The following is a 13,052-nucleotide window of genomic DNA, read 5'->3' as shown; positions in this document are numbered from 1 at the left end:
TGAAGACTCGCAGGAGAAGAGTTTGAAATCGAACGAATGGTTGCATGGATTCCGCCACTCATCGCCCTACATCAATGCCCACCGTGGCCGCACGGTGGTGCTGACGATAGGTGGCGATGCGATTGTTCATGGCAACCTGATCAATATCATTCATGACATTGCATTGCTCAGTAGTTTAGGTATCAAGCTGGTGGTAGCTTTTGGTGCCAGGCCACAGATTCAAACGCGATTGGATGACGCCAGTGAGGAATCCAGCTTTCACCGTGGGTTGCGGGTAACGCCAGAGCAGCAATTACCGCTGGTGCTGGAGGCAATCGGTGGTTTGCGGGCGTTTCTGGAAAGCCGGCTCTCCATGGGGCTGGTGAATTCGCCCATGCATAATGCCCGGATACGGGTAAGTAGTGGTAATTATGTTACTGCCAGGCCTGTGGGTGTGCTGGATGGCATCGATTTTGGTCATACAGGCCGGGTGCGTCGGGTGGATGTGGCGGGTATCGAGAAGCTGCTGGAACTGGGCCATATTGTGCTGTTGCCGCCGCTCGGTTATTCGCCTACGGGGGATGCGTTCAACCTGTCCTACGAAGATGTCGGGGGCCAGGTCGCCGCTGCATTGCAGGCCGAGAAGCTGATTATGTATACCGAGCATCAGGGGTTGCTGGATGATGACGGCCAGCTGATGCGGGAACTGTCTGCCCGGCAGGCCTCCGACCGGCTGGCGGCCGGCATGGTCCATGGACACGACGGCGATCTGTTGCGGGCGGCCTGTGATGCCTGTGTGAGGGGCGTGCGCAGGGCCCATATCATCAGCTATGCCGATGATGGCGCGTTGCTGGAAGAGCTGTTCACCCGTGATGGCTCCGGCACCCTGGTCAGCAGTGACAACTATGAGCAGATCCGCCAGGCCCGGGTGGAGGATATCGGCGGAATCCTGGAGCTGATCCAGCCGCTTGAGGAACAGGGCATTCTGGTTCGTCGCTCACGGGAAATGCTGGAGACGGAAATTGGCAGCTTTGTGGTGGCCGAGCGGGACGGCACGATTGTGGGGTGTGCGGCGCTTTATCACTACCCGGATGAAAGCGCCGGTGAGCTGTCCTGTTTCGCGGTGGACCAGGCCTATCGCCGTGCGGGTCGCGGAGACGAGATTCTGGCGATGATCGAGAAGCTGGCGAAGGGGCAGGGTATCCAGCGGCTGTTCGCACTCACCACCCAGACCGAACACTGGTTCCGGGAGCGCGGTTTTCAGCCATCGACCGTGCGTGAGCTGCCCGGGCTCAAGCTGGCGTCATACAATGCCCAGCGTAATTCAAAGGTTTTCGTGAAAGTGCTGGCGTAGCTGGGCCAGGATTGTCAGACGCTCCTTCTGTGGCTGTTCGGAGAGGCGCTCCACCGCCGCATAGAAGGCTCTGAAATCACCATCCTGCTCCCGGAGTAGTTGCCGGAAGGCCGGCACATGCTGGTTGTACTGGCTGAACAGGGCGAGGTTGGCGTTGTTCAGCTCCGCCGGATCCTCTCCGAAGGGGCCGGGTTGATCCCAATCGGCTGACAATGCCCGATAGTTGTCCCTGAGTGTCTGGAATATCCGCGCCTTTTGCTGTCGCAGCCTGGCGGTGCTCAGTGTGTCCTGCTGCCTGTAGAGTGCCTCCAGTTGCCCGGAAGCGGTCTCGACCAGGGTGAGCGTCTGGTTGCGTTGGCGCAGGCGCGCCAGGGCTCGCTGGAAGCCCTGATCGTCACCCTGCTGCTCCAGCCACAATCGCAGGCCTTCCAGTTCCACTGCAGTTGCAAAGCTCTCATTGAAGGCCGTATCGTCGTTGATGTAAACCACGCGGTGGGCCAGTTCGTGGAACATGAGGGCGACCATGCGGTTGTCAGATAGAGAGGTAAAACCGGTGTGCAGTGGGTCATCAAACCAGCCCAGGGTAGAGTAGGCAGTGACACCGCCGATAAAGGTATCGTAGCCCCTGGCAAGGAATGACTGTTCTTCCTTTTTCGCCTTCTCCAACTGGTAATACCCCCGGTAGGCCTGGCAGCCAACGACCGGATAGCACCAGCGGTGGGCCTCGAGGGAAAATTCCGGCGCCGCCACCAGGTTGACGACAACCCACGGGCGTCCAAGTTCGGCATAGCTGGAAAAGGCATCGCCGACAGGCAGCGCAAGCCGGTTTGCGGCAAATCTGCGAGCCTCGTGTGCCACGCTGAGTTTCTGCTGCAGGGCTGGCGGCGTTGATGGCGCGTCGAGCAATTGCGACACCGGTTGCGTGGACATCATCAGTGACAGGTGACCGCTGACTGCCTGGCTGTAATAGCCTAATGTCGTACACCCGGAAAGTGTCGTTATCAGTAGCATAACAAGATATATCTGACTAAGCTGTGTCATGGTTCAGGCTGTTATTTTGTTGCTGGCTGGCGAGTGGGTCAGGGGTTATATTACAGCTATGTTCCCCCAAGTAGCAGGCGGCTGTCGCTGCCTTTCAGGGATACCGGCCGGTAATCGGAACAGTTTGCATAACCGGTTCACCAGGCTTCGCCAGATATCAGGTAGTTCATGGATCCGAAAGATCGTCGTTCTAGTCCCCGCCAACCGATCAAACTTGCAGCACAGCTGGACGTTGGCAGTGGTGAAAATCTGCCCTGTCAGATCGCGGATTTCTGCGCTGAGGGCCTGTTTGTGCGGTATTCCGGGGAGACTTCCAGAAAACTGGATCAGGTGCTTGCGCGGGGCGCACCGGAACTGGTGGTCCGTTTTCGCAGCCCTGACGGCCGTAAACGTCACGAATTGTATGTCAATGTCATGCGCCGTATTGAAGGCGCCATGGGCGTGGGGTTTACACGTTCGAATCCGGAGGCGGTCAATGCCATGCTGGAGCAGTGTGGCGGCAATCGTCATCAGGAGCGGGCCTCGTTGCGGGCGCCCAGTGACAAGGTCCAGTTCGTCCTGCACCAATCAGCAAAGGCGGTTATCCAGTACATTGAGCCGCTGATGGATGCGTGTTTTGTGCAGATGGTCACCGCCCTGCGTGAAGCGGCCCAGAAGGCGGGCAATGATCAGCAGGCGAATGAATTCATGGATGCTTCCGGCCAGCTTCAGGCGCGCCAACGGGTTATCTGGCACCAGATGTCGCGGAGCCTGGAATCGCCCCTCAAACCGGCACCCAGGGGTGCTCCCGGGGCTGAACTGTCGGTGGTGGACAAGGGCGAGTTTGAAGACTGGCTGACGATCCGCGTGATGGTTACCAAGGCGGACACCCAGTATCGAGGTGATCTGCTGCAGCTGAAGCTCCGCCTCGACAAGCTTGGCATCGCCAATTCCACCGGACACCACAACCCGCTGGGCCCGTCTTTGATCTGCGAATCCTTCCATTCCGGCCTGAATCTGCTCAAGGCCGGCCGGGACGTGGAGAAGGTCTGTCTCAAGGCGTTTGAAAAGTCTGTACTGATGCATCTTGGCCCCCTCTACCGGGAGCTGAATAATATTCTGGTGCGTCATGGCGTGTTACCGGATCTGGACCTGAGCAAGTATCTGAGCGAACAGGCACCCGCGGAGAGCGTGGATAGCAAAAAGAAGTCGCCGGTCCCGCCCAGACAGGAGGTTCCGGCGCAGGAGACGACCGCGACCGCCAGCGAGGCGCCGACCCCCGAGCGCAAAATGACCCGCTTTCCGGGCCGGAAAGCGTCCTCTGAATTTCGTGGTTATGCATCGGCCGCCCAGACGGCCTTTGCAACTGTGAAGAATCTGCTTGGTACTCTGACGGCCAGCCGCCTGGCCCGGGGCGATATGGCACCGGTGGAGTTTTCCCCCGGGGCCAGGGAGCTTTCCGCCGGCGAATTGCAGAAGCAGCTGCAGGAGCTTCAGTTGCAGGCAGCGAACGCCAGTCCTGAACAGCTGTCCCTTCGCGAACGTGTTGTGGAACGGGTCAGGGAGAGTGGAGAGCACGCACTGGGGGAAGAGGAGCAAAGCACCCTGGACGTGGTCGACCGATTCTTCAGCAGTGTGGTGGAAAGCCCCAAACTCAGTGAATATGCCCAGTCACGGATGCGCCAGCTGGAAGTGCCGGTGCTGAAAGTGGTCATGAGGGATTCGGAGTTTTTTAACGATCAGGACAGCCCGGTACGCGGTGTAATGAACCGGCTGGCGCAACTGGGTGTGAAGGGCGGCCGCATCAATCCGGTAGTGCAGCGGCGGATTGATGAACTGATTCAGCGCATTGCCACTGATTTTGAGCAGGACACCGGAGTCTTCGAAAGTGCGGTACAGGAACTGGATGGCCTGATAGATCGCCAGAATCTGGTGTATCGACGCAACGTGGAGCGCGTGACGGCCGCCGCCGAGGGCGCCCAGAAGGTGTCCGAATCCAAGAAGGCAGTGGCGGCCGTGCTGGAACAGAAACTGGCGGGCCGGAAAGTACCGAAGGCGGTGGTCAGCCTGTTGGACGGTGGCTGGCGCGATCTGCTATCGCTGACCTGGATTCGCCAGGGACAGGACAGCCCCCTGTGGCAGGACTATCTTTCCGTCATTGATTCACTGATGACCTTTGCGGATGACCCCGAGAATACCATCAACCTGCCGGAGTTATTGCGGGTGATCCAGGACGGCCTGGCCTCAATCTCCAGTAACCATATGCCGTCTTCCCAGATTCGTGACGAGCTCAAGCAGTTCCTGGTGCGCCGTCCTGACAGCCCGCCTGACATGGTGGAAATCCCGCCGGCGAAGAGTGAAGACGACAAGAAACAGGCCCTCTCCGAGCGCGAGCAGCGCAGCCTGCAGCGCTGGGTCAACCGTGCCCAGCAATTGCGCACCGGGGACTGGCTCAAGGATCAGGAGAAGCCGGACGAGCCCCAGTACATTCGTCTGGTGTGGGTGGCCAGGGGGTTCAGCCGCTTTGTGTTTGTTAACCACCAGGGCATGCGGGTAGTGGAGCTGGAGCTGGAGGCACTGGCCCAGCATATGCGCAAAGGGATTATCGTTCCCGACAGTCAGTATGAGCGGCCACTGGTGGATGAAAGCATCGACCGGATGGTGCGCAAGGTCTATGACCAGCTGTCCTGGGCGTCCACCCACGATGAGCTGACCGGCTTGCTGGGGCGCCGTGAGTTTGAGCGTATGCTGGAGCAGCAGCTGGCACGGCGTGAGGATGAGCGCGCACTGGTCCGGCTTGATCTGCGCCAGTTTCGCCTTCTCAACGATACCGCCGGCTATCAGGCCGGGGATGAAGCCTTGCGCATGGTCGCCGATGTGCTTCGCAGCCATGTGGGGGATGGCATGCCACTGGCACGGCTGTCCGGTAACGAATTTGCACTGATGCTAGCGGCGGAAACTGCCCTGGAAGCTTCCCGGGGGATCGTGGCGGCCATCGAGGCCATGGAATTCCGTTTTGACAGTGGCAGTTATCACCTTTCAGCCAGTGTCGGGCTGGCGCAGGAAATGCCTGCACTGGCCAATGCCGAACGCTGGCTGAAGGCATCCGAAGAAGCCATGAAAGCGGCCAAGAAACGGGGCCATGGCAAGGTGATGGAATATTCCCTCGACGCCCACGACCACGCACGCCAGGAGCAGATTGCCGCCAAGGTTGCCAACCTGGGGGATCTGAATGAAGAGCGCATGCTGCTGCGATGCCAAAAGATTATTCCACTTCACCCACGCACCACGATGTCGCCACAGTATGAGATTCTTATCAGCATGTATGACGACACCGGCAACCTGATTACCGGCAAGGATTTTGTCCGTATGGCGGAGCGCTATGACCGTATGCAGGCCGTTGATCGCTGGGTGGTGGGCCAGATGCTGGACTGGCTGCGGGACAAGGCGCCCGATCCGGAGCACATGGGTGGAATTTGCATAAACCTGTCCGGGCATTCGCTGAACGATCAGCTGTTGATGGAGTTCATCTACGACAAGCTGAGCCAGAAAGACGCCCCCATTGAAAGAATCTGGTTCGAGATTACCGAAGCATCGGCTATCAACGATCTTCAGGGCATTTCCGAGTTCATCGAGGAAATGAAGGAGCTTGGATGCCGGTTCTGTCTGGGTGATTTCGGTAGCGGGCCAACGTCGTTCCAGTTCATGCGCAGCCTTCCTGTGGACTTTATCAAGCTGGACAGCGCCTTCACCAATCAACTGGATACCAGTGAAACGGATCAGGCCATGGTGAAGTCGATGGTAGACATGGCTCACTACATGAAACGGGAAGTCATTGCCTCACAGGTTGAAACCCGCGGGGTTCTCGATATGCTGGCCAGTCTGGGCGTGGATTATGCTCAGGGTTTCATCATCGAAAAGCCGCGGCTGCTCACCAGCCTGGACTGACTTTCCGGACCCCCTGTTATGTCAAAGCGCCATCCGATTATCGCGGTTACCGGCTCCTCAGGTGCCGGAACCACCACCACGGGCGAGATCTTCAGCCGGCTGTTTTCCAGCGAAGGGCTTCGGGCCGCCATGGTCAGTGGCGACAGCTTTCACCGCTACAATCGTGAGCAAATGGCTCGTCTTGCCGCCAAGGGCCAATTTGGTGAGCGCAACCATTTTGCACTGGCCGCAAATCATATCGACAAGCTGGAAGCTCTGTTCTACGACTATGGCCACACCGGCAGCGGCCAGTTCCGTCAGTACGTTCACGACGAAGACAGGAAGCTGATCGAGGCGGGCCACAAGGCGGGTACGTTCACACCCTGGGGACCACTTGCACCGGAAACGGATTTACTCTTCTACGAGGGACTCCATGGCGGGGTGGTCAGCGAGGCCTATAACATTGCCCAATATGTGGACCTGCTGGTAGGCGTGGTGCCGATCGTCAATCTGGAGTGGATCCAGAAGATCCATCGCGACACCAACAAGCGCGGGTATTCACAGGATGCGGTGGTGGAAACCATCATCAACCGCATGGACGATTATGTGCATGATATTGTTCCACAATTTACCCACACCCATGTGAACTTCCAGCGCATCCCCCTGGTGGATACGTCCAACCCCTTTGTTGTCCGGGATGTTCCCACCGAAGATGAGAGCCTGATCGTTATTCATTTCCGTGACCCGACGGATGTGGACTTTCCCTATCTGCTGCAGATGATTGCCGGCAGCAGCCTGTCCCGTCACGACACGCTGGTCATTCCCGGGACCAAGCTGTCCCTGGCCATGGATCTGATCATGCGGCCGCTGGTGTCAGAGTTGATGGCCCGCAAGCCCTTCGCGTGATCAGGCGGTCAGGCGTCCGTCACGATAATCCCGCAGCGTCTGCTCAATCTCTTCCCGGCTGTTCATAACGAACGGGCCGTACTGGACCACGGGTTCGCCAATCGGTTTTCCGGCGATCAACAGCAGACGCGCGCCGTTCTCACCGGCGCCGATCCGGATGCTGTCACCCGCCGACAGGACGCTGGCGGCCGAGGCCTGTAGAGCCTGCGTGCCCTTGTCCGATACCAGTGACGCGTCACCGGCGTAGAGATACAACATGCCATCCAGCTCCGGGTTGACCGGCAGCAGAGCTTCTTTCCCCGGAGCCAGGTGAATATCCGCATACAGGGGGCGGGTACTGCCTCCGCTGACAGCTCCCTGATGCTCCTGCCCATCAACGGTGACCGTGCCGGCAATCAGTTTTACCAGGCCGCCGTCAACGGTAATGGCCGGTATGTCCTCAGGCTGGATATCGCGGTAGCCCGCCGGTTTCATTTTTTCTGCAGCCGGCAAATTGAGCCATAGCTGGAAACCGCGCATTTGCCCGGATTCCTGCTGGGGCATTTCCGAGTGCACAATGCCGCGCCCGGCGGTCATCCACTGCACGCCTCCGTTTTTGAGATTGCCACGGTTGCCCAAATGATCTTCGTGGAGCATGTGGCCCTCGATCATGTAGGTAACCGTCTCAAACCCTCGGTGAGGGTGGGACGGGAAGCCGGCAATGTAGTCCTGGGGCTGGTCGGAACCGAATTCATCCAGCATCAGGAACGGGTCAAGACGGATGTTCTGATGTTGTCCGATGGAACGCTTGATGCGCACACCGGCACCGTCAGAGGTTTCCAGGGCAGGGATGGTTTGTTTTACAGCTCGCAGGGACATGGTTTGCTCCTCCTCAAGGGGTATGGCGTCTATTAAACGCCCTCGAAGGCACAGGAATAAACCGGAGAATTCTGGAAGGAGACATCAAAAAAACTGAAGATCCGGTGATGGCAGGCCATCACCGGCACCAGATGAGGCTATTCCACGTTGCGGGAGTAGAAAATCTCCAGCATCTCCCGCCTCAGGCGGTCTTCAATGGACTGCGCTTCCCGTGGGTCCAGATCGCTGGCATTGACTCCGAACACGTAGTTATCCAGTTTGAAGTTCTTGAGCATCATCTTGGTGTGAAACAGGTTTTCCTGGTACACGTTGACGTCAATCATCTGGTAGGCGTTCCGGGTATCCTCGGTCAGGTAGTTCTGGATCGAGTTGATGTCGTGATCGATATAGTGCTTGGTGCCATCCACATCGCGGGTGAAGCCCCGTACACGGTAGTCCACGGTAACCACGTCGGAATCAAAGCTGTGGATCAGGTAGTTCAATACCTTCAGGGGCGAGATCAGACCGCAGGTGGAAACGTCGATGTCAGCGCGGAAAGTACTCACGCCATCGTGGGGGTGGCTCTCCGGATAGGTGTGGACGGTGACGTGGCTCTTGTCGAGATGTGCCACGATGGCATCCGGCAGCGGGCCCGGAGACTCCTCGTTGTCCGGCTCACCATCACTGAGTTCGTGCTCCGCAATCAGCATGGTGACAGAGGCGCCGTGAGGCTCGTAATCCTGGCGTGCAATATTGAGCACATTGGCCCCGATAATCTTGACCACATCCGTGAGGATCTGGGTCAGACGCTCGGCGTTGTACATCTCGTCGATGTAATCAATATAGGCTTCACGTTGCTCTTCGGTCTGCGCATAACAGATGTCGTAGATGTTGAAGCTCAGCGATTTGGTCAGGTTATTGAAACCGTGCAGCTGTAGTTTGGTTTCCATGTTCAGCCCCCCCAAGTGACTGGAGATGAGTTTCAGTGGTCATGCCTGTTTAACGCATGCCACCAAGGCCGCCACCGATAACTGACCGGGTTGTTTACCTTTTGCGCAGACCGGCGGAGAGGGTGCGTATTATGCACACCGACCCTCGATTTTGGTAGAGTTCGGGGCAATATTGTAGCACCCGAATTTTCCCGGTTCAGGGCGCCTCGCGGATCTCGTGGCTGTGGGTGATTTCCACTCCGGCTTTTTCCAGCATGATGGAAGCGGAACAGTATTTTTCCGCAGAAAGGCTGACCGCTCTTTTCACCAGGTTTTCCTTCAGCTTGCGCCCGGTGACCACAAAGTGCAGATGAATGCGGGTGAACACGGCTGGCACCGCGTCAGCGCGTTCTGCTTCCAGTTCGGCGTGGCAGGCAGTCACATCCTGACGGCTTTTCTGCAGGATGCTCATGACGTCAAAGGAGGAGCAACCGCCCAGCCCCATCAGCATCATCTCCATCGGCCTTGGCCCCAGATCCTTGCCGCCATGGTCAGGAGGCCCGTCCATCTGTATCGCGTGGCCGCTGCCACTGGTTGCCCTGAAGCTGGCATCGCCGGTCCAGTCAATGGTTGCTTTCATCTGTTTTCGTACTCCGGATGGGATATAACGTACAATTGGCAGGGATGCTAGCATATCCGGGTTGGCCCGGCAGCCTCGTAAAAGGCAGTGCCACTGATGTGGTCTAAACTGTTTCAGGTTGCCGAAAGGGTGCCTTCTTGTTATAAGTTGCGTTCATAATGAATAAACCCGCACGGAAAGCAGGGTGAATAAAAACATTGGGATCCCGCCAGTAATCAGGAGGCATGACTCGCACTATGGCCACTATCGTCAAGCCGGTTGAGCAGAAAACCAAACACCTCGACTATTTTCTTTCGCAATGCCATCGCCGGCGTTACCCTGCCAAGAGCACCATCATCTATGCGGGGGATAAAAGCGATTCCCTGTTCTATATCGTCAAGGGGTCCGTTACCGTCATTATCGAGGATGACGATGGCCGCGAGATGATCATGGCTTACCTGAACGCCGGGGACTTCTTCGGTGAGATGGGGCTGTTCGACAACATGGACTCCCGCAGTGCCTGGGTAAAGGCCAAGACCGAGTGTGAAGTTGCCGAAATCAGTTACACCAAGTTCCGCGAAATCGCCCAGCAGGACCCCAGGGTGCTGTATTTCATTGGTGAGCAGATGGCCTCGCGCCTGCGCCAGACTACGCGCAAGGTAGGCGACCTGGCCTTCCTGGACGTGACCGGACGTGTTGCCCGTACCCTGCTGGACCTGTGCAAGGAACCGGATGCCATGACCCACCCGGATGGCATGCAGATCAAGATCACCCGCCAGGAGATCGGCCGTATTGTGGGCTGTTCCCGCGAGATGGTCGGCCGCGTACTCAAAACTCTGGAAGACCAGGGCCTGGTCCGGGTCAAGGGCAAGACCATGGTGGTTTACGGAACCCGCTAGGCGGGCCTTGTATTACTCAACAATGGCCACGCTCTTGATCTGCAGGCAGACTTCCATGCCGGGGCTGAGCCCCAGCTGATGCGCCGAGCGGCTGGTGATCCGGGACAGGAACGAGGTTTTGCCCGCCTGGAGTCGCACCGTTGTCATGCCGGGGCGGTGTTCCGCAGCCATATCCATCACCCTGGCCGGAAGCAGGTTCTGGATGCTCTGTTCGTGATTGGCGGCCAGGGCGATGCTCACGTCACGCGCCAGTATCTGCAGTCTGACCCGGGTGCCGGTTTCGGACTGGCGGTCATCCCGCAGCCACAGGCTGCCCCCCTCGAATTCGGCGCGACAGAGGTGCCACTGCAGGTCCCGCTCCCGGATGATCGCAGGAACGATCACTGCTGCATCGTGCTCAAGAGCAAATGGCTGGTCAGGGCGGGCCAGTGTCTCTTGCAGTCCACCTTCGGCGACCACTCGGCCCTGATCCATCATCACAATGTTATCCGCAAGCCTGGCTACCTCTGCGGCTGAATGGGATACATAGATGATCGGGATGTCCAGGCTGTCCCGCAGGGTTTCCAGGTAGGGCAGGATGTCCCGCTTGCTGGCCTGGTCCAGTGCCGACAGGGGTTCGTCCATCAGCAACAGTCGGGGGCTGGTCAGCAGGGCACGGGCGATAGCCACGCGCTGGCGTTCGCCGCCGGAGAGCCGTTCCGGCCTTCGGTCCAGTAAATGCGAGAGCCCCAGCCAGTCAATAACCTGCTGTGGATGAATCCGGCGCTGTGCTGCCGGAGTTCGGCGGTAGCCAAAATTCAGATTGCCGTTGACCGACAGATGGGGGAACAGGCTGGTTTCCTGAAATACGTAGGCCAGCGGGCGTTGATGGACTGGCAGGCAGGTGGTGCCGTCCTGCCACACATCTCCGTTGACGTACAGGTGGCCAGCGCATTCCTGCAGGCCGGCAATGCATCGTAGCAGCGTGGTTTTGCCGCAGCCGGAATGGCCGAACAGGGCAGTCACACCGTTGCCCGGCAGTTGCAGGTCGACATCCAGCCGGAAACGGTCAAAACCAATTGCGACGCGGGCAAGGATTCCGGGCTCATTCATGATTTCAGATTCCCGTTATTCAGGCGCCCGTTGATCAGGTAGAGAGTCAGCAACACGAGGAATGAAAACACCAGCATGCCCCCGGCCAGCAGGTGGGCTTTGGCGTATTCAAGGGTTTCCACATGGTCGTAGATAGCCACAGACAGCACCCGGGTTTCGCCGGGAATATTGCCGCCGATCATCAATACCACGCCGAATTCACCCAGGGTGTGGGCGAACGTCAGCACCGCTGCGGTGAGGAACCCGGGGCGTGCCAGAGGAATCACCACTGAGAAGAACCGGTCCAGCGGAGACGCCCGCAGTGTGGCTGCAACCTCCAGCATCCGTTCGTTGACGGTGGAAAACACATTCTGCAATGGCTGCACCGTGAAGGGCAGGGAATAGATCACAGAGGCAATCACCAGCCCGGCAAAGGTGAAGGGCAGGGTGCCAAGCCCGAGGGTCTTCGTCAGCGTGCCTACTATGCCCTCCGGGCCCATCAGTAACAGCAGGTAAAAACCCAGTACGGTAGGGGGGAGTACCAGTGGCAGCGCCACAATCGCGGCGACGGGTTGCCGGAGCCAGTGGTTACTGCGGGCGAGCCACCAGGCAATGGGGGTTCCGATAACCATCAACAGGGCGGTGGTGATGCCGGCAAGTTTCAGGGTCAGCCAGACGGTCTGCCATTCCGGGCTCATTGATACTCCATGGGTTATTCGGGCGATTGCGGGATATCGTAGCCGTATTGGCGAATAATGTCCTGTGCTTCACGGCTGGCGAGGAACTCCAGCCATGCCCTGGCGGCCTCGTTGTCCCGGCCTCGCTCCAGCAGGATCGCCTGTTGTGCGATGGGGTCGTGGTAGGTGTCGGGCACTTCCCAGCGGGCACCGCCGTCATGGTCATCGCGGAGCTGGGCCAGTGCCACAAATCCCGCTCTTGCATTGCCGGTGGCCACGAACTGGAAGGTCTGGGCAATGGATTCTCCCCTGACCAGCTTGCCTTCCAGAGCTGCCCGGAGGCCCAGGTTTTCAAGGGTTTGCCGGGCAGCCAGCCCGTAGGGTGCTGTTTTGGGGTTGGCGATAGCAAGGCGGCGGAAGTTACCCTCGCGCAGGAACGCCACTGGATCCGTGAACGCTTCCGGGTCGGGGCTCCAGAGCACCAGCTTGCCCACCGCATAGGTGAAACGGGTGCCGGGTACTGCGGAACCGTTCTGCTCCATCAGGTGTGGTCGCTCCTGGTCAGCGGCAAGAAATACATCAAACGGCGCACCGTGACGAATCTGGGCGTAAAGCTTACCGGTGGAGCCGTAACTGATTCGGCTGCTGTGGCCTGTTGCCTCTGCAAACTGCTCAGAAAGGCGCTCGGCGGCTTCGTGAAAATTGGTGGCAACGGCCAGCCTGACCTCTCCTGCCAGCGCAGCTCCGGTTGCCATTAGCAGACTCAGGGTCAGCAATAAACGGATGGTGGCCTTCATGAAGGGGCTTACTCCGGTGATTCAACAGTTGGTCGTG

General features: G+C 58.6%; 11 protein-coding genes. 4 read left to right on the top strand and 7 right to left on the bottom strand.

Annotation, left to right across the window (positions count from 1 at the left end; all coding sequences use genetic code 11):
• Positions 1-22 precede the first annotated feature (22 nt).
• Complete coding sequence (gene argA, locus FDP08_RS10790) at positions 23-1,333, top strand: amino-acid N-acetyltransferase (protein WP_137436169.1); 1,311 nt, start codon at positions 23-25, stop codon at positions 1,331-1,333.
• Here argA and FDP08_RS10785 read toward each other — a convergent pair.
• Positions 1,304-2,344 (bottom strand): aminopeptidase, encoded by a 1,041-nt coding sequence (locus FDP08_RS10785; protein ID WP_228263280.1) that lies wholly within the window; start codon positions 2,342-2,344, stop codon positions 1,304-1,306. The two genes, argA and FDP08_RS10785, sit on opposite strands and share 30 nt — an antisense overlap.
• A 198-nt stretch (positions 2,345-2,542) precedes the next feature.
• On the opposite strand from FDP08_RS10785, the gene FDP08_RS10780 reads away from it, so the two are divergent.
• On the top strand, positions 2,543-6,301 hold the full coding sequence (locus FDP08_RS10780; RefSeq protein WP_137436167.1) for a DUF1631 family protein: 3,759 nt from the start codon (positions 2,543-2,545) through the stop codon (positions 6,299-6,301).
• An 18-nt stretch (positions 6,302-6,319) separates the two neighbouring features.
• Complete coding sequence (locus FDP08_RS10775) at positions 6,320-7,186, top strand: phosphoribulokinase (protein ID WP_137436166.1); 867 nt, start codon at positions 6,320-6,322, stop codon at positions 7,184-7,186.
• On the opposite strand, the gene FDP08_RS10770 is transcribed toward FDP08_RS10775, so the two are convergent.
• The 3 genes from FDP08_RS10770 to FDP08_RS10760 all read right to left on the bottom strand — a co-directional run bounded on the left by FDP08_RS10770 (position 7,187) and on the right by FDP08_RS10760 (position 9,592).
• Positions 7,187-8,044 (bottom strand): pirin family protein, encoded by an 858-nt coding sequence (locus FDP08_RS10770; RefSeq protein WP_137436165.1) that lies wholly within the window; start codon positions 8,042-8,044, stop codon positions 7,187-7,189.
• 137 nt (positions 8,045-8,181) lie between these two features.
• Positions 8,182-8,973, bottom strand: a complete 792-nt coding sequence (gene speD / locus FDP08_RS10765; protein ID WP_137436164.1) for an adenosylmethionine decarboxylase — start codon at positions 8,971-8,973, stop codon at positions 8,182-8,184.
• 196 nt (positions 8,974-9,169) lie between these two features.
• Positions 9,170-9,592 carry an OsmC family protein gene (locus FDP08_RS10760; RefSeq protein WP_137436163.1) on the bottom strand — a complete coding sequence of 141 codons (423 nt, stop codon included), beginning with the start codon at positions 9,590-9,592 and terminating at the stop codon, positions 9,170-9,172.
• Positions 9,593-9,828: 236 nt separating this feature from the next.
• On the opposite strand from FDP08_RS10760, the gene crp reads away from it, so the two are divergent.
• Positions 9,829-10,470, top strand: a complete 642-nt coding sequence (gene crp, locus FDP08_RS10755) for a cAMP-activated global transcriptional regulator CRP (RefSeq protein ID WP_007153756.1) — start codon at positions 9,829-9,831, stop codon at positions 10,468-10,470.
• A 12-nt stretch (positions 10,471-10,482) separates the two neighbouring features.
• On the opposite strand, the gene modC is transcribed toward crp, so the two are convergent.
• From modC to modA, 3 genes are read right to left on the bottom strand one after another with little or no spacing between them, the layout of a single operon-like run.
• Positions 10,483-11,562, bottom strand: a complete 1,080-nt coding sequence (gene modC, locus FDP08_RS10750; protein ID WP_137436162.1) for a molybdenum ABC transporter ATP-binding protein — start codon at positions 11,560-11,562, stop codon at positions 10,483-10,485.
• Positions 11,559-12,239: a molybdate ABC transporter permease subunit gene (gene modB, locus FDP08_RS10745; RefSeq protein WP_137436161.1), complete on the bottom strand. Its 681-nt coding sequence runs from the start codon at positions 12,237-12,239 to the stop codon at positions 11,559-11,561. Before modB ends, modC begins: the two co-directional genes overlap by 4 nt.
• A 14-nt stretch (positions 12,240-12,253) precedes the next feature.
• Positions 12,254-13,015 (bottom strand): molybdate ABC transporter substrate-binding protein, encoded by a 762-nt coding sequence (gene modA, locus FDP08_RS10740; protein ID WP_137436160.1) that lies wholly within the window; start codon positions 13,013-13,015, stop codon positions 12,254-12,256.
• Positions 13,016-13,052 lie beyond the last annotated feature (37 nt).

The sequence above is a fragment of the Marinobacter panjinensis genome (assembly GCF_005298175.1).
Taxonomy (GTDB): Bacteria; Pseudomonadota; Gammaproteobacteria; order Pseudomonadales; family Oleiphilaceae; genus Marinobacter; species Marinobacter panjinensis.
This window is presented reverse-complemented; position numbering and strand designations above follow the sequence as displayed.

Bases quoted from the DNA above. Each gene is read 5' to 3' on its own strand.
- FDP08_RS10785 (WP_228263280.1), bottom strand. From the start codon at position 2,344: ATGCTACTGATAACGACACTTTCCGGGTGTACGACATTAGGCTATTAC.
- FDP08_RS10780 (WP_137436167.1), top strand. From the start codon at position 2,543: ATGGATCCGAAAGATCGTCGTTCTAGTCCCCGCCAACCGATCAAACTT.
- FDP08_RS10775 (WP_137436166.1), top strand. From the start codon at position 6,320: ATGTCAAAGCGCCATCCGATTATCGCGGTTACCGGCTCCTCAGGTGCC.
- FDP08_RS10770 (WP_137436165.1), bottom strand. From the start codon at position 8,044: ATGTCCCTGCGAGCTGTAAAACAAACCATCCCTGCCCTGGAAACCTCT.
- speD (WP_137436164.1), bottom strand. From the start codon at position 8,973: ATGGAAACCAAACTACAGCTGCACGGTTTCAATAACCTGACCAAATCG.
- FDP08_RS10760 (WP_137436163.1), bottom strand. From the start codon at position 9,592: ATGAAAGCAACCATTGACTGGACCGGCGATGCCAGCTTCAGGGCAACC.
- crp (WP_007153756.1), top strand. From the start codon at position 9,829: ATGGCCACTATCGTCAAGCCGGTTGAGCAGAAAACCAAACACCTCGAC.
- modC (WP_137436162.1), bottom strand. From the start codon at position 11,562: ATGAATGAGCCCGGAATCCTTGCCCGCGTCGCAATTGGTTTTGACCGT.
- modB (WP_137436161.1), bottom strand. From the start codon at position 12,239: ATGAGCCCGGAATGGCAGACCGTCTGGCTGACCCTGAAACTTGCCGGC.
- modA (WP_137436160.1), bottom strand. From the start codon at position 13,015: ATGAAGGCCACCATCCGTTTATTGCTGACCCTGAGTCTGCTAATGGCA.